This is a genomic window from Collinsella sp. AM40-7AC, from assembly GCF_003468125.1.
GTDB classification, from domain to species: Bacteria; Actinomycetota; Coriobacteriia; order Coriobacteriales; family Coriobacteriaceae; genus Collinsella; species Collinsella aerofaciens_O.
Window position 1 is genome coordinate 87,230 of sequence record NZ_QSGK01000006.1, and the last position, 17,098, is coordinate 104,327.

The 17,098-nt window shown below is 58.3% G+C and carries 13 protein-coding genes; 8 read left to right on the forward strand and 5 right to left on the reverse strand.

Going from position 1 to position 17,098, the window contains the following annotated elements:
- Positions 1-139: 139 nt before the first annotated feature.
- Positions 140-1,126, forward strand: coding sequence for a LacI family DNA-binding transcriptional regulator (locus tag DW892_RS06545; RefSeq protein WP_117766581.1), 987 nt, complete (start codon positions 140-142; stop codon positions 1,124-1,126).
- A gap of 129 nt (positions 1,127-1,255) precedes the next feature.
- Positions 1,256-2,416, forward strand: coding sequence for an FprA family A-type flavoprotein (locus tag DW892_RS06550; protein WP_187364997.1), 1,161 nt, complete (start codon positions 1,256-1,258; stop codon positions 2,414-2,416).
- A gap of 65 nt (positions 2,417-2,481) precedes the next feature.
- Here DW892_RS06550 and DW892_RS06555 read toward each other — a convergent pair whose 3' ends face one another.
- Positions 2,482-3,285, reverse strand: coding sequence for a DeoR/GlpR family DNA-binding transcription regulator (locus DW892_RS06555; protein WP_117766489.1), 804 nt, complete (start codon positions 3,283-3,285; stop codon positions 2,482-2,484).
- Between the two features lie 335 nt (positions 3,286-3,620).
- Here DW892_RS06555 and DW892_RS06560 point away from each other — a divergent pair, with 335 nt between their 5' ends.
- Positions 3,621-4,478 (forward strand): class II fructose-bisphosphate aldolase, encoded by an 858-nt coding sequence (locus DW892_RS06560; RefSeq protein WP_022095149.1) that lies wholly within the window; start codon positions 3,621-3,623, stop codon positions 4,476-4,478.
- Positions 4,479-4,800: 322 nt separating this feature from the next.
- Here the strand turns inward: DW892_RS06560 and DW892_RS06565 are convergent, their stop codons facing one another.
- From DW892_RS06565 to vsr, 3 genes are all read right to left on the reverse strand, one after another.
- Entirely contained in the window at positions 4,801-5,424 is a 624-nt protein-coding gene (locus DW892_RS06565) for an HAD family hydrolase (RefSeq protein WP_117766491.1), read from the reverse strand.
- 56 nt (positions 5,425-5,480) lie between these two features.
- Positions 5,481-6,410 (reverse strand): AraC family transcriptional regulator, encoded by a 930-nt coding sequence (locus DW892_RS06570; protein ID WP_158567038.1) that lies wholly within the window; start codon positions 6,408-6,410, stop codon positions 5,481-5,483.
- Positions 6,411-6,908: 498 nt separating this feature from the next.
- Complete coding sequence (gene vsr, locus DW892_RS10580) at positions 6,909-7,895, reverse strand: DNA mismatch endonuclease Vsr (protein ID WP_233514497.1); 987 nt, start codon at positions 7,893-7,895, stop codon at positions 6,909-6,911.
- Between the two features lie 140 nt (positions 7,896-8,035).
- Here vsr and DW892_RS06590 point away from each other — a divergent pair, with 140 nt between their 5' ends.
- Both DW892_RS06590 and DW892_RS06595 read left to right on the forward strand, forming a co-directional pair.
- Positions 8,036-8,821 (forward strand): ABC transporter ATP-binding protein, encoded by a 786-nt coding sequence (locus DW892_RS06590; RefSeq protein WP_117766495.1) that lies wholly within the window; start codon positions 8,036-8,038, stop codon positions 8,819-8,821.
- Complete coding sequence (locus DW892_RS06595; RefSeq protein ID WP_117766497.1) at positions 8,811-11,048, forward strand: FtsX-like permease family protein; 2,238 nt, start codon at positions 8,811-8,813, stop codon at positions 11,046-11,048. The genes DW892_RS06590 and DW892_RS06595 overlap by 11 nt, the downstream gene beginning before the upstream one ends.
- A 328-nt stretch (positions 11,049-11,376) precedes the next feature.
- Here the strand turns inward: DW892_RS06595 and DW892_RS06600 are convergent, their stop codons facing one another.
- Positions 11,377-12,342, reverse strand: a complete 966-nt coding sequence (locus tag DW892_RS06600; RefSeq protein WP_158555268.1) for a response regulator transcription factor — start codon at positions 12,340-12,342, stop codon at positions 11,377-11,379.
- Positions 12,343-12,671: 329 nt separating this feature from the next.
- On the opposite strand from DW892_RS06600, the gene ptcA reads away from it, so the two are divergent.
- From ptcA to DW892_RS06615, 3 genes are all read left to right on the forward strand, one after another.
- Positions 12,672-13,745, forward strand: a complete 1,074-nt coding sequence (ptcA, locus tag DW892_RS06605; protein WP_117766501.1) for a putrescine carbamoyltransferase — start codon at positions 12,672-12,674, stop codon at positions 13,743-13,745.
- A 133-nt stretch (positions 13,746-13,878) separates the two neighbouring features.
- Positions 13,879-15,318, forward strand: coding sequence for an APC family permease (locus DW892_RS06610; protein ID WP_117766503.1), 1,440 nt, complete (start codon positions 13,879-13,881; stop codon positions 15,316-15,318).
- 367 nt (positions 15,319-15,685) lie between these two features.
- The gene (locus tag DW892_RS06615) at positions 15,686-16,891 is read left to right on the forward strand and encodes an agmatine deiminase family protein (protein ID WP_117766505.1); all 1,206 of its coding nucleotides are present in this window, start codon (positions 15,686-15,688) and stop codon (positions 16,889-16,891) included.
- The last annotated feature ends 207 nt before the right edge of the window (positions 16,892-17,098 follow it).

A 17,098-nucleotide genomic window follows, 5' to 3' on the forward strand; every position in this document is an offset into this window, starting at 1 on the left:
ATGCGTCCGACGATAGCGGGCCTCGGCGCGGGATGTATTTCTGCCCGGGCCGGCATTCACGCTATTCAGATCTCGCAAGGGTGAAGGTGATCCTGTGGCAAGGCGCCCGTCCAACGATACCAGTTCGCGTCCGGTCTCCATGGCCGACGTCGCCCGCGCTGCCGGCGTTTCGCAGCAGACGGTTTCGCGCGTCGCCAACGGCTTGCCTAACGTTAACGAGCAGACGCGCCAGCGCGTACAGGCCGCTATGCAAAAGCTCGGCTTTCGTCCGAGTTATGCCGGTCGCTCGCTGCGCGACGGCCGTTATCATTCGGTCGGCCTGTGCGTCAACGATGTCACCAAGTTCGGCAACCTCTCAATGATCGACGGCATCGCCAGCGCTGCTCGCGAGCATAATTGCGCCATCACGCTGGTCGAGATGTCCAAGACCGAGGAGTTTTCGCTTGCCGAGGCCACGCGTCGTATGGCCGCATTGCCGGTGGACGGCATCATTATCGGCATGAGCCGTATGGCGCCCGATTTTGAGACGTTTGATCCACTGCCGGGCATTGGCACGGTCATCGTTACCATGTACGCGCACCCGCGGGTGACCACGGTAGACTCCGATCATTACGGCTGCTCGCTCTTGCTTATGAATCACCTGTTTGAGCTGGGGCATGAGCAAATTCGCTATATTGGCGGCCCGTCGTTCTCGGTCGACGAGCAATTTCGTCGAGCCGGTTGGCAGGATGCGCTCGAGCGTAGGCACATTAAGCCGCAGACGCCGCTCGAGGGCGACTGGTCTGCCAACAGCGGTTACGAGGCCGGCAGATATCTGGCCGAGCACGACCGCACCATGACGGCGATTTACGCGGCAAACGACCAGATGGCAAACGGCGCAATTGCAGCGCTGCGCGATAGTGGCTTGCGCGTGCCCGAGGACGTGAGCGTGGTGGGCGTCGATGATTCGATCGATGATTTTGTGGCACACAACGAGCTCACGACCGTGCGATTTGATCTACATCAGCGCGGACGCGAGGTATTCGAGCATGCGGTTCCCGAGGCGGGTACGGCGGGCAAAACCGTTGCCATTCGTATTCCCGGCCAGCTCATTATTCGACATAGCACGGCGATACCGCGCGCATAGTTTGCGCAGGTAAACGGCGATTTATCGTATTTCAATAACAATCGGTATGGATGCCGGCAGATAACAGCTGGGATACTGCCGAGTGTTATGATAGACGGGTTCTTTTGTCTATCTAGGAGGCTTTGCCTGATGGAGATCACCAAGGATATCCGCTACATCGGTGTCGACGATCACGACATTGACCTGTTCGAGGGCCAGTACGACGTGTCCGAGAACGGTATGGCATACAACAGCTACGTTATCTTGGGCGAAAAGATCGCTGTCGCCGATTCAGTCGATGGCGGTTTTGTCGACGAATGGCTCGGCAACCTCGAGGCCGCGCTCGATGGCCGTACGCCCGACTACCTGGTCGTCCATCACATGGAGCCCGATCACTCCGCCGGTATCGCCGCCTTTATGGAGCGCTATCCCCAGGCACAGATTGTGGCCAGCATGGGCGCCTTCCGCATGATGGTCAACTACTTTGGCACCGACTACCCCGAGCGTAAGATAGTCGTCAAAGAGGGCGACGTGCTCGACCTGGGTGGCCACAGCCTAACGTTTGTCTGCGCCCCCAACGTGCACTGGCCCGAGGTGATCTTCTCCTACGAGTCTACCGACAAGGTGCTCTTTAGTGCCGACGGCTTTGGCAAGTTCGGCGCCAACGACATCGAGGACCCGGAAGGCTGGGCCTGCGAGGCGCGCCGCTACTACTTTGGCATCGTCGGTAAGTTCGGCAAGTTCGTGCAGGCCGTGCTCAAGAAGGCCGCCGACCTGGACATTCAGATTATCTGTCCGCTCCACGGCCCCGTGCTGACCGAGAATCTGGGCTATTACCTCGACACCTACAACACCTGGTCGAGCTATCAGCCCGAGGACGAGGGCATCACGATCGCCTATGTGAGCGTGTATGGCCATCTGAAGGCTGCTGTTGAGGAGCTCGCTTCTGCGCTCGAGGCTCGCGGCCAGAAGGTTTCCGTTTTTGACCTGGCACGCGACGATATGGCCGAGGCCGTTGAGGATGCGTTCCGCTATGACCGTCTGGTGCTCGCCTCCATCACCTATCAGGGCGAGATCTTCCCGTTCATGAGCACCTTTATCCATACGCTTGCCGAGCACGCCTATCAGAACCGTACGGTGGCACTCGTCGAGGCCGGCTCTTGGGCGCCCACCGCTGCCAAGGTTATGACCAAGGAGCTCGAGGGCATGAAGGACATCACCCTGGCGCAGAACAAGGTGACCGTGCTGGGCTCGCTCAACGACGCCTCGCGCGCTCAGATCGAGGTTCTCGCCGACGAGCTTTCCAAGTAGCGATATATCGCTTTTAACGCTCAAACCACCACAAAGGGGACAGGCACCTTTGTGGTGGTTTTTGTTTAAGCGCCGGCGATGACGAGATTTGGGCGGGCGTCGTCGACGATATCGGCGATTGAGGTGGCTACGGTGTGATCGGGGTCGCGGTCCATCACGATGGTGTCGACGTCGGTAAGCTCGGCAAAGCGGTACATGCCACGTCCGTTGACCTTGCTGGCATCCATGAGGGCGACGCTTTGACGGGCGGCACCGACCATAGCCGCTTTGGTCTCGGCCATCTGCGGAAAGTCGGTCGTAAAGCCGCAGCCGGGAACGAAAGCGCCAGGGCACATGACGGCAAGATCGGCGTGGACCATTTGGAGCGCCTGCATGGTAAGTGGGCCGTACAGATAGCGATGGCCTTTGCGCAGTGCCCCGCCCAGCATGACGACATCGACTGAGGGCATGCTCTCGTCGATGTAATCGGCAATGGTAATGTCGGCCGTGATGACGGTGATGCCATCGCGCTGGTCGAGGAGCCGAACGAACTCGAGTGCCGTGGTGCCGGAGTCGACAAGCACCGTGTCGCCGTCGTTAACAAGCCTGATAGCGCTTTGGGCAATGGCTTGCTTGGCGGCAACGTTGACGTTGATGCGGCGATCCTGCGTGGAGACGGTTAGGCGTTTGTGGAGCGACACGGCGCCGCCGTGCGTGCGGCGCAACTTGCCGGACTCGGCTAGCGCGTCCAGGTCGGCGCGGGCGGTGACGGAGGATACGCCAAAGGTCTGGGCGATTTCTGCCACCTGCACAGAGGCGTTATGTTCAAGCATCTCCATGATGGCGGCGCGTCGCTCATCGGCGAAAGCTCGGGTTGTTGCGTGGGCCATAGCTGCTCCATCCTCAGCCTAAATTTGCAGGAATTGTGTTGAGTCTATTTTCGTTCATTTTCTTTTTGAGCAAGTAAACGCCTTTCGATTACTTATCTTTTCTATAAAAGAAAGATGATTCGCTTGAAAACGGTAATGTCGGATAGGGGAATTTAGCCTGAATCCCTTCCGTTTGCTTTTCAAAAACGAGCGTTTTGGCCTGCGTGCCGGCGATATCTCGTACATGCGACAGATGCGATTTTCATACAATGGGCGCAGCAAAATGCAAGGTAAAACGCCTTGCGGACACGTACGCCCGATGTCCAGATGCGGGCGAGGGAGAGGAGCAAACGCTCATGGCACTTGTTACCACCGAAAAGATGCTCAAGGACGCTCAGGCCGGCCACTACGCCGTCGGCGCGTTCAACGTCGAGAACCTCGAGTTTGTTATGGCCGTTCTGGCCGCTGCCGAGGAGACCAAGTCCCCCGTCATCATGCAGACCACCCCGGGCACCATCAAGACCGCTGGTCTGGACTACTTCTACGGCATGGTCAAGGCTGCCGCCGAGCGCGCTTCCGTGCCCGTCGCCCTGCACCTCGATCACGGCGATGGCTATGACCGCTGCATGCAGGCTTTCCGCACCGGCTACACCTCTGTCATGATTGACGGCTCGCACGAGTCCTTCGAGGACAACATTGCCCTGACCAAGTCCGTCGCCGACGCTGGCCGCGCCATGGGCGTGCCCGTCGAGGCTGAGCTCGGTAAGGTTGGCGGCAAGGAGGACGACGGTCCCGCGGTTGAGGGCGAGAGCCCCTACACCGATCCGGCCGAGGCCAAGGAGTTCGTCGAGCGCACTGGCTGCACCTCCCTCGCTATTGGCGTTGGCACCAGCCACGGCGTGTACACGAGCGATCCTCACATCGAGCAGTCCGTGGTCAAGGCCATTCGCGACGCCGTCGACGTGCCGCTGGTCCTGCACGGCACCTCCGGTGTGCCCGATGAGCAGGTTGCCGAGGCTGTGAAGAACGGCATCTGCAAGGTCAACTACGCCACCGAGCTGCGTCAGGCCTACACCAAGGGCTTCATGGCCTACATGGCCGAGAACCCCGCCTGCTTCGATCCCAAGAAGCCGGCCAAGGAGGGCATGCGTGAGATCACTGAGCTGGTTAAGATCCGCATGACCAACCTCAACTCCGTGGGCAAAGCAGAGTAACAGCAAGGGTACTCCGACTCGCTACATATCCCGGGGAGGGACGAGGGCTTAGTTCCCCAATCGTCCTCGGGCATGCAAAAAGCCTCGCTGCGCACTTCGTGCGGCGAGGCTTTTTGCCCCCTGCGGAAAGATTGGGGAACTAAGCCCTCGTCCCTCCCAAGCTGACCTACTCGAGGTCGTCGCCCTTGTGGCGTTAGGGCGGAAAATAATAAGAAGCTTTCGCGCTGCGGAATGATTTTGGAAACTAAGTACGGGGACCCGCCCAAGCCGTTCTGCTCAATCGCCCTTATGGTGTTGGGGCTGAAAGGGTGGGACGCGTGGGTTATTTGGTTGTTAGGGTTAGTAGGTCGTTGGGGGTTTTGAGGTTGTAGGTGGCGTTTGGGATGTCTTGGTGTGATCCCCATGCCGCTCTGGCAAAACTGACCCCTGCTGAAGTTGCGCATTGTTCGTCGTAGACGGTGTCGCCAACGTAGACGACGTTGCCAGGATTCGCGCCCGTACGTCGTAGATATTCGAGCATGGGTGCGGGCGAAGGCTTGTGCTCGGTTGTGTCTTCGACAAGGATGATGTGTTCAAAAAACTTATCGAAGCCAAGGGGTGCAATTTCGTCTGTGTATTCGTCGCGTGCACGTGAGGAGACGATGCCAAGTTTGCAGCCGCTATCGGCGAGTGTTGCGATGACTTCAAGCAAACCTGGAAACACGCTGATGGTGCTTTTAAAGCTGGCGGCAACTTGGCACCAGCGATCCAACGTTGCCTGCGAGTAGATTCCAAGTTTCTCAAGGGCATCCTTGCCGGGTATGCCGAGGGCAAATTCAAGCTCGTGTCGGGGGAGCGTTTTGCCGGTCTCTTCTTGGACAATCTGGACAAGCGATGATAGAACGCTTTCTTCTGTATCTGCCAATGTCCCATCAATGTCAAATACGATATGGTCAAAGTGCTTCATATGATTGCTCCTCTCTGTTGTTTGCCTGCAAGTTTGATGCAGTGACAGAAGAAGGGCTAGCGGGATTTCTGCCTGGTACTATCGAGATTCTGCCTCGTTGCTCGATAGCTCGAAGGAGTGCATCCCATTTGTTCTTTAAATACCTGGCCAAGATGGCTTGCTGTCGCAAAGCCGCATTGGCGCGCGACTGTCTGAACCGTTCGCGTGGTGTGTGCCAAAAGTTCGCAAGCACGGTTTACGCGGTATGCGCGCAGATATGCCGCCGGGGTCGTTCCTGCGCAAGCTTCGATAATGCGGTAACACTCTCTTTCGCTTACGCCGGCTGCAGATGCCATCTGGGGCACATCTACAGCGGCTGCATAGTTTGCGCGGATAAAGTCCAGGATTGCCTTGAACTGTACGTCGCGGCTGGTCATCCAAGAGGCGTTGTCGGAGGAAAAGAGCGGTTCGGCCTTGGCGTAAATCTGAATCCAGAGCTCTGACAAGCTATTCCGAAGCGCCATCTCGTTCTGCGGCCGTTGAAGGTCGTGGTTAAAGGAACTCTTTAGCAAATCGATGAAGGGCATATCGTCGGGGTTGGCGGGCGACCATTTGAGCACATCGACGTCTCGACATTGCAGCAAAGGATTGATATAGCGCTTTTGAAGGCGTCCCGCGGGATCGCCGAGCATCGACGGCTGAAAGATATGCAACATTTGAATGGCTGGTGCCGAATTGGGTGATTGCAGCGTGCTGTGCAAAACGCCGCCGTTGATAAAGCCGGCGGACCCTTCCTCAAAGCGTACGTGCTCATGAGCCGCGCGCGTTCGATAGTCAATCGCTCCCTGCTCCATGTAGAAAAGCTCAACCTCGGAATGCCAGTGCCAGGGGACGGAATTGCCCGGATAGCGAGCGAATTCTGCGCGTTCGGCAATATAGGGCCAGTCTTCGGCGGTCTCGGGAAACGCTTCCTCGCGTCCTCCGCGGTGCAATTCTATGTGATCCATGTTTCGCATGGCATCAGTATAAAGCGCGATGGGCTTAGATTGCTCTTGCCTGTTCGGGGAACGCCTTGTCTAGGGATGCTTGGAGCTTTTCGAAGGATGCTCGTAAGTTGAGGCTCTGATCGGCTGAGCGCTTGGTTTTTGTGGTGGGGGAGTCGAGGAGGCCGTTTCTCTGCGTCGGGGGGAAGGAGAAAAGGTTTGCATGTTTTAGGGATGGCTGCTGTGCTGCGTCATTGGAAGAATGCATGCTTATGCGGCCTCCTCGATGTCCACCAAAAGATTGCGCACGGGGTGTGCTGCTAGGTCCCGTGCGTTGGCAGTATTATGCCGCGAGCGCAGATAAGGAAGCGCTAAAGAAAGGCTTAACCTGGTTTAGTGTTACGATGAAACTGCAGGTCAGAGGTATCGAGTAACACTCTTGAAAGGTTTTGAGCTTAAGGGCTTTCTAAGGTTTGTGACGTGGATGTGGCGCGGACGTGCGGAGCGTGTGAATGCTCGCTGTTAGCGCTGCGGCTCTGTGGCGCGCACCTGCTCGATGACCTTTTCCATCGTGGCGTCGATGCGGTCTTTTTTGAGTTCGCATTCCCAGATGGTTATGGGCGTCCAGCCCATTTGAGTGAGCGCTGCCACAGCAGCACGGTCGCGCTCGACGTTGCGACGGAACTTTGCCTCCCAAAACTCAACGTTGCGCTTGGGCTGGCTTGGGTTGCACTTGGGGCAGCGGTGCCAAAAGCAACCGTTGACGAAGATGGCGATCTTGCGGCCGGGGAAGGCGATGTCGGGCTTGCCGGGTACCTTCCATTCCAAACGATAGCCCGTAAGGCCCGCGGCCCGTAGGCGCTGACGTACGAGCAGCTCGGGCTTGGTGTTGGCGCGCTTGTTGCCCTTCATGGACTTTTTGATGGCGGCGCGACGGCGGACCAGTTCGCGCTCGTCAGCGGAGAGGTCCGAGGTATCGATGCCGTCGAGCAGACCGGGCTTGGGACGCTTTTTGCTGCGGCGTTTAGGTGCGCGCTTGGGTTTGGTGGCGGGTTTGTCGGTTGTGTTGGGCGCGGCGTCATCGGCGGAGCTTGCCTCAAGCCGATCTTCCTTTAACTCAATCAGAGCATCAATGAGCCCCTTGTCGGCGGGCATCCATTCCACCGTGGCAAGCGAGGTGCGTGGAATCCAGCGGATATCAAGCTGGCGGTCGTGTTTCTGGGGCTCATCGGATTCATCGGCGAGCGAGCAGTAGTAACACTCCATGGAGAGATGAAAATCGGGGTAGTCATACTCAACGGTGTAGAAATCACGCAGGTTGGTGACTTTTACCTGTAGCTCTTCCATAAGCTCGCGGCGCACGGCGTCTTCGGGTGTCTCGCCGCGCAGAAGTTTGCCGCCCGGGAACTCCCATAGTCCCTGCATGTTGCCGTAGCCGCGCTGCACGGCAAGCAGCTCGTCAGATCCTTCCTTGCGAATGATCCCAGCGGCAACATGAACAGTCTTCAACAGGAGCCCTTCCTCAACATCAAAACGTTCCCTGCACTACCTTACACAACGGTAAGGCAAGCGTAAGCCATATCGATGGTAGCCGACTCGGCTCCTTGCGACTATAGATGCCGTAGACTAATCGCAAGAAAGGACTCGGTATGCAAACCACGCAAACGGCGACCCCGGTACTGGAGGTCGCGCATCTCGAAAAGGTATATGGAACACTGGGCAACGTGACCCGCGCGCTCAACGACGTCAGCTTTACCGTCAACCGCGGCGAATTCGTCGGCATCATGGGCGCCTCGGGCTCGGGCAAGTCGACGCTGCTCAACTGCGTGTCGACCATCGATAGCGCCACGAGCGGCACCATTCGCATCAACGGCCAGGATGTGACGCGCATGAAGCAGGCCAAGCTTTCGCAGTTCCGCCGCGAGGAGCTGGGCTTTATCTTCCAGGACTCCAACTTGCTCGATACGCTCACGGCGCGCGAGAACATCGCCCTGCCGCTCACCATCGCCCGCACAAACTCGGCAGAGATCTCGACCCGCGTGCAGGATGTAGCCGCGCGTCTGTCTATCAGTCAGGTGCTCGACAAGTATCCCTACCAGATGTCCGGCGGTCAGCAACAGCGCGTTGCCGCGGCTCGCGCACTCGTCACCGACCCAACTATGATCATGGCCGACGAGCCCACCGGCGCCCTCGATTCCAAGAGCGCCCGCCTGCTGCTCGAGAGCCTGGAGGCGCTCAATCGCCGTCTGCGCGCCACCGTGCTCATGGTCACGCACGACAGCTTTGCCGCCAGCTACACGAGCCGTGTGCTGTTTATCCGCGACGGCAAGATTTTCACCGAGCTGCGCCGCGGCGACACCGACCGCCGAGAGTTCTTCGACCGCATTATGGAGGTCGTTGCCATGATGGGCGGTGAGGGCTCCGATGCTCTGTAAACTCGCTTGGGGCAACGTCCGCCGCGCCGGCCGCGTTTACCTTGTCTACTTGCTGACGCTCACCCTGGGTGTCACGGTCTTCTATGCCTTCAATACCGTCTCGATGCAGGTCGACATTGCCGGCATCAAGGAGGAGGGACTGTCCGAGCTCATGGGCAGCATGCTCGGCTACCTGACGTACTTTTTGGCCGGCGTCATGGCCTTTTTGATGGTGTATGCCAACAACTTCATCATGAAGCGCCGCAAAAAGGAGTTCGGCCTGTACCAGGTGCTCGGCATGCGCCGCGGGCGCGTCGCCACGATCATGGCGCTCGAGACCGTATTTGTTTCGGTCGGCGCTTTTGTCGCCGGCATTGTGCTGGGCGTGGGGCTCTCCCAGCTCATGACATTCTTTACGGCCTCGCTCTTTAAGACGCAGATCGCTAATTTCCACTTCTTTTTCTCGGTGCATGCGTTCAACCTGACCCTTGCCTGCATGCTCGTGATGTTTGTGCTCACGCTGCTGCTGAACCTTCGCGCCGTGCGCCGCACCAGGCTCATCGAGCTTATGGGTGCCGAGCGTCGCAACGAGAGCATCAAGACGCGCAACCCCTGGATCGCGATTGCCATCTTTGTCGTGGGCGTGGTGCTGGTGGGCGTGGCCTATTACCGTCTGCTGCGCGACGGGTTCCCGCTCACCGCGACGGAGGGTAAGCTGCAGGAGGCCATGAACCAGTTCGGTATCACCACGGCCATGGTTACGGTGAGTACCTTTGCCCTATTTTGGGGACTTTCGGGCATGCTCATCAAGCTGCTGCAGAGCCTGCGCAGCGTGTATTGGCGCGGCCTCAACATGTTTACCGTGCGCCAGCTTGCGGCCAAGGTCAACACGGTGTGCTTTTCGATGGGCGTTATCGCGATGATCCTGTTTCTGGCCATTACCTCGGTGACCTGCGGCATGTCGATCGCCAACGTGATGAACGAGAACCTGGAGCGCTATACGCCGGCGGATATGTCGCAGACGTATATCTATTACGCGTCCGATAGGCTCGACTACTACAAGAAGTATGTCAATCCTTCCGAGGCCGATCGCATGGTGCTGGCAGACGCAACGGTCGATTTGTACGCTGCATGGCACGGTGACCGTATCGATCCCGATAACGTTGCGGAAAGTATCAAGGGCAAGTCGGCAGATAATGGCAACGAGGCCGGAAAGAAGGTCAATATCGCCGATGTTGCCGGCGAGCATGTGCAGATTGATTCGTATCTGAGCTATACGCTTGGCGGCTCGGATCCTTCGGTGACGGCGGGCGAGATGTGCAAGGCCATGGGCGAAAAGCTCCCCAAGGCGCTCGAGGGTAGCAATGCCGATGATATGGGCCTGTTTGTGACGCCGGCGAGCCAGTACAACAAACTGCGCCAGATGATGGGCGAGGAGCCGGTGAACATTGGCCGCGACCAGTACTTGCTTACGTGCGATATGGGCGGCGAGTTGGGCGACCTGTACACCAAGTACATGGCTGGGGGCCATACCCTCACCTTGGGCGGACATGAGCTCAAGCCCGCAGCCGATAAGTCGGACGAGGACACGGCTGCCATCGCCAACTCGGCACTCGGCAGCAATCCCGGTACCGTGGTCGTAGCCGACGAGCTGCTGTCCCAGCTTAACCTGCAGCCGTATTCCAGTAATCTGCTCGTTAACTACAAGCAGGGGATGGATGTGACCAAGGCAGACGAGAGCATTAAATACACCATGCTCGACAATCTGCTCGTTGACGGCAAGGAGCCGGGGTCGTGGGGAATCTTCATGACACGCTCCGAGATCTATACGCAGGCGGCGCAGATGAACGGCATGATTAGCTATCTAGCCATCTATATTGGCTTTGTACTGGTCGTTGCATGTGCGGCAATTCTGTCGATCCAGCAGCTCTCCAATGTGGCCGACGGAAGCCGCAGCTATCGCGTGCTGGCGCAGATCGGCTGTGACGACCGCCAGATTCGCCATTCGGTGATGGCGCAGCAAGCGGTGTTCTTCCTGTTCCCGCTGACAGTGGGTCTGGCGCACTCCTTTGTGGCGCTCAAGGTGATCATCGAGCTGGTGAGCACGTTTGGCAACATGAGCATCGGCGGCACGGCGGGCCTCACATGTGCGATTTTCCTGGCAGCCTATGGCGGCTATTTCCTGGTGACCTACCTCATGAGCACCGGCATGGTGCGAGCCGCCATCGCCACCCGCTACAGCGAGTAGCAAGCGGGCAAAACCGCCTCAAAACCAGCGCGAACAACCGCCGCGAAGAGGATCGGATCCCTTTCGCGGCGCTTGTTCGCCTATCTGGAGCGCCTCAAAACCAAGTGAGTAGGCTTTTTTGGATCTGCCGAGCATATCACGACAAGTGCTCAATAAAACCGCAGGTCAGCGCTGTGGCGTTTTGGGGCGTGCTCGGCATCCCGCCAAAAGCCTACTCACTTGGTTTTACTGCTAGAAAACCGCCGCGAGGGAAAGTAGCTCCCTCGCGGCGGTTTTGGCATTTGCCCAGATAAAACCTGCCAAAATAAACCTGTCCCTTTTTGGTAGGTTATCGTTTCCAAAAGTGGAGGATCAGGGTCGTACGGTTTTGCTGCTCGGTTTTGACCAGGATGTTGTGGATGTGGGTCTTGACGGTACCCACGGCAAGGAAGAGCTCGTCAGCGATCTCTTGGTTCGATTTGCCCAACACAACCAGACGCATGACTTCGGTTTCGCGGTTGGAGAGCTTGTAGGCGTTGCGATAGAAGGGCATCTGCTCTTCGATGTGTCGATCAAGATCGCTGACGTTCTTTTCCTCGGGCGCCTCCTGCATGCGAATCGAAAGCACGTGATAGGCATAGATGATCAGCAGAATCGCAAAGTAGCACGCAAAGATGTTCTCGCTAAAGTTGCGCTCGGACAGGTACAGCTGCAGCCAAGAGGGTGCCAGGCTCATGGGAACAACAAGGATGTTGTAGAAATCCTCGGCAACGATGCACCCGACCAGAATGGCGCCGATAATGAGGTGCTTTCGTTGATTGTTGACGCGCGCCTTAAGCTCGACCTGCGTGCTTTTATGCGCCGTCCAAAAGATATACAGTCCCACAAATACAAGGAATACCTGACGCATCGTGTAGTAGAGCCATTGATGCATGGGGCCGTAGGGGACAGCGACAATGATCAGCAGCTCGCTCAGGAAGAACGTTGCGACGGGAATAACAAACTGCTTTTTTGAATGTTTGTCGAGCAAGTCCATGGCAATGAGCCAGATAAAAGCTTGTGAAGCGGTCGCCACAAGGGTCCGCAACACAGGCATGGTAATTGAGTAATAGTCGCTGGCTGGAAAACTCTGGTTTTGCAACGTGTATTCAAAAAAGAAGATCTCGGTCATCTCGATGGCATAGCAAATAAAAACGCCGCTGCCATAGATAAAGAAGCGTCGACGAGACGAGGCATAGGCGGCAAGCGAAAGCACTGCCGTCACAATACAGATCACGAGTATCGCTAGGGTATAGAAGAACATCAGGGTGTTCATCTGCCACCCTCCCATCTCATTTCATCTATGGCCGAGCCCTGTATACCTTGTGGGATATAGACGTCTCAACCCTTCGTTCCATTGCGGATTAGGCGCCGAGATACAGCATAGCCGTATGCCGTTCGCGGTTCTAGGTAGTAAACCCCCTGCAAGCTGGCTACCTGCGGGTTTATATTGGTTTAGAGGGGGTGTAACTCCGTGAACGGTCTTTAATCCCGAATAAACTAGGTAAAAATTGCATACGGGTGAATGATGGTCTTGTCAACACGAGGCGTGATGTTCGAGCGCCTCATAGCAATAGTCGGCACGACCGGCGGAAAGGAATCGACATGGCGTTGCCTAAGGATTTCATCGACACCAACGACTTCACCAAAGAGCAGATCCTGGCTATCGAGGATCTTGGCCTGGCAATGAAGAAGGCCATCAAGGTTGACGGTTATTATCCGCACCTGCTCCGCAACCAGAGCCTTGGCATGATCTTCCAGCAGGTTTCCACCCGCACCCGTCTTTCCTTCGAGACCGCCATGTGCGACCTCGGCGGCCACGCTCAGTTCTATGGCCCTGGCACCATTCAGCTCGGTGGCCACGAGTCCCTGGGCGACACCGCTCGCGTCATGGGCGACCTGCTCGACATCATGATGGCTCGCGTTGACCGTCACAAGGACGTCGTCGGCCTCGCCGAGGGCTCCGCTGTGCCCGTCATTAACGGCATGTCCGAGTTCAACCATCCCACGCAGGAGATGGGCGACCTCATGACCATGCTCGAGAACCTCCCCGAGGGCAAGAAGATCGAGGACTGCACCCTGGCCTTCATCGGCGACGCCACCCAGGTCTGCGTCTCCCTCATGTTCATCGCCTCCAAGGTCGGCATGAAGTTTGTCCAGTTTGGACCTAAGGGCCACCAGATCCCCGACGGCGGCCTGCACGTTGGCACCGTCGAGGAGCGCGCCGAGTTCGGCAAGCAGATGATGGCCATCGCCGAGGAGAACTGCAAGGTCTCCGGTGGCTCCATCGTCATCTCCGACGACATCGAGTGCATAAAGGGCGCCGACTTCATCTACACCGACGTGTGGTATGGCCTGTACGACGAGGAGGTCTCGGGCGAGAACTACATGGACGTGTTCTATCCCAAGTATCAGGTCACCATGGACATGATGAACTTTGCCGGCCCCAACTCCAAGTTCATGCACTGCCTGCCGGCCACCCGCAACGAGGAGGTCGTCGACGAAGTCATGGACGATCCCGAGCGCTCCCTGTGCTGGGTCGAGGCCGAGAACCGCAAGCACTCCATCCGTGCTCTCCTTGCCGCCCTGGGCAAGCGCACCCCGCTCAACGACGAGGGTGTCGAGTACTCCGCCAAGGCTGAGCTCCACGCCGCTCTCGAGGCTCTCGAGCAGCTCTAAGCCTCAAGGCTTCTAAAAGCACGTTTGCGGGCGGCGGATGCTCGTCTCCTGTCGCCCGCTCACCGAGGCCCAAGCAATTGCCTTAATACCTTAGGGCCTCGGATCTGTCCAAGACTGAGCGAAGGAGCTCATCATGAGCGACGGAAAGAAAAAGCTTTCCTTCTTGACGGTCATTTCGACCATCATCTGCGTCGTCTTCGTTTGCGAGGCCGCCGCTCCTGCTGCTGCCATTGGCAACCAGCAGTTCTTCTGGTGGATCTTCCTGATCCTGACCTTCCTGCTTCCCTACGGCATGGTTGTCGCCGAGCTCGGTACCACCTATGACGGCGAGGGCGGCATTTACGACTGGGTACGCGATGGCCTGGGCGACAAATGGGGCGCCCGCATCTCGTACTACTACTGGGTCAACTACCCGCTGTGGATCGCCTCGCTGGCTACCATGTTCCCCGACATTTTGGGCATGGTCTTTGGCGTCGAGTTCAACTTGATCGCCAAGATGGGTATCGATCTTGCCTTTGTGTGGATCGTCTACCTCATGGGCCGCTCCAAGGCGGCCGACTCCGAGTGGGTCCTTAACGGTGGCGCCATCATCAAGGTCGCCGTCGCCGTTATCGTTGGCGCTTTGGGCATTTGGTATGCCATGGAGAACGGTTTTGCGAACGACATGTTCGCTGCCACCTTCCTGCCCGAGCTCACCAACACCAACGCTCTCGGCTACCTGTCGATCATCATCTTTAACTTCATGGGCTTCGAGGTCATCTGCACCATGACCGACGACATGGCCGATCCCGCTCGCGATATCCCCAAGGCTATCATCGTCGGTGGCCTGTCCATCGCCGTGATCTACCTGTTCGCTGGCTTTGGCATCGGCGCCGCCGTGCCGGCCGACTCCATCGATCCCGACTACGGCATGATCGTCGCAGTCCAGACTATGGTGGGCGACTCCATGATCTTTAAGGTCATCTGCATCGCCTTCCTGATCACCCTGTTCGCCAACATGGCCGCTTGGTCCTTCGGCGTTAACTCCGTTGCTCGCTACGCTGCCGAGCACGGCAACATGCCCAAGGTCTTCGCCTCGATGATTTCGGATGACGACATGCCCAACGGCGCCAACCTGGTCAACGCCGTCGTTGCCTCCCTGGTGCTGTGCCTGCAGCTCGTTCCCATCGACGCCATCTCCAACGGCGTCTTCTGGATGCTCTTCGGCACCTCCGTCGTCTTCCTGCTGCTGACCTACATCCCGATGTTCCCGGCGTTCCTCAACCTTCGCAAGAACGACCCCGACCGCGAGCGCATCTTCACGTTCCCGTTTAAGGGTGCCATGATGAAGGTCATGCTGGCCATCCCTTGCATCGAGCTGATCCTGGCCATCGTTGCAACGCTGGTGCCGCTCTCTGCCGCTGAAATTGGCGACAAGCTCCCGATGATCGTTATCTTCATCGTGCTTCTGCTCATCGGCGAGGTTGTCCGCGTCGTCAGCGCTAAGGGCCGCGAGACCGAGTACAAGGGCCTCACTCCCGAGCTGGCAGCTCAGCGTCTCGCTGAGGAGGCTGCCGAGGCCGAGGAGAACTAGAGCTCCCGGTTCTGGGGCTCCAACCCTCCTCGCGTACCAACGTGCGCTTCGTCGGGCTTGTCGCTCCCGACTCTGGGCACTCTAGCCTCTTCGAGGGCGTGCCCAAAGCGACAAATTTGCTCACTATTTCCTGGGGCGGGTGCGAGCGATAGCTCCGGTAGCCACCGCCCGCCCCAACCTCTCTCTCGTATCCTTCGTGCGTTTGTCTCCACGCACTTGGTTACGTTGCCGCTCGTCGGTGCGGCTCCGTGAAAACCGGCACCGGGCGCCCCGACCTTTGCCGGGGGACGGGCGCCCACTATCTCTTGGTTTTAGGCTGCGGGTAATCCGCCCGCGGCAAACGATCGTTCGATTTGGAGGAAATCTTATGCGTACGATCACCGAGTCCGAGTCCACCCCCAAGGCCGACGGCTTCTTTATGCCCGCCGAGTTCGCCCCGCAGGATCGCGTGTGGATGGGCTGGCCCCACCGCACCGACACCTGGGCCCACGGCGCCAAGCCTGCTCAGAAGCAGTATGCCGCCATCGCCAGCGCCATCTCCGAGTTCACCCCGGTCTATATGTGCGCCAACCAGGTCGACTATGCCAACTGCAAGGCCGTCTTCGAGAACGACGAGAACGTCACCGTTATCGAGATGACCACCGACGACGCCTGGTTCCGCGACACCGCCGCCACCTACGTCATCAACGGCAAGGGCGAGAAGCGCGCCAACCACTGGCACTTCAACGCCTACGGCGGCCTCGTCGACGGCCTGTACTTCCCGTGGGACAAGGACGAGCAGATCGCCCTCAAGATGGCTGAGCTCTCCGGCTGCCGTCGCTATCGTCCCGACGACATGATTCTCGAGGGCGGCTCCATCACCGTCGACGGCGAGGGCACCCTTGTCGTGACCGACCAGTGCCTGCTTTCCCCGGGCCGCACCTGCTCTGCGGTTCTGGAGGAGGAAGAGGATCCCGAGTCCATCTGGCCCAAGTTCCACAAGAAGTTTGAGCCCTGGAGCGAGGAGCTTCGCGCCTATATGGACGAGCACCTCAAGGATTACCTGGGCGTCGAGAAGGTCATCTGGGTCAAGGAGGGCATCGACCCCGAGGAGACCAACGGCCACATCGACGACGTCGCCACGTTCATCGCTCCGGGCGTCATGGCCTGCATCTGGACCGACGATCCCGAGTATCCGTTCTACGAGCAGTGCCACGCTGCCTACGAGACCCTCTCCAACGCCGTTGACGCCAAGGGCCGCAAGATGAAGGTCTACAAGCTCTGCATGCCTGTGAACCCGCTGTTCATGGACCAGGCTTCCTGCGACACCATCGACGCCGACGAGAACGCCGAGCCGCGCGTTCCCGACGAGCCGCTGATCGCCTCCTACATGAACTACCTGGTCACCAACCACGGCGTTATCGTCCCGCAGTACGGCGACGAGAACGACCAGCTGGCCGTTGACACGCTCCAGAAGATCTATGACGAGGTCTGGGGCGAGGGCGTCTACAAGTGCATCGGCGTTCAGTCCGAGCAGGTCGTCTTCGGCGGCGGCAATATCCACTGCATTACCCAGCAGGAGCCCTCGGCGTAACTCAGGCACGCCACCTTGGCGTTCACTCGTCGCTTACGTAGCGTCAGTACGCTACGCTCCTCGTTCGCGCCAATCTGGCGCACCTGAGCACGCCGAGTAAACGTCTGACTTTCCGAGCCGTGATGCTTCGGGAACCCAGCCGATCAATCGGACGGTCGGTGAATCGGACCATCTCGGGGCATTGATGGTCGGTTTATTCGATGTCTT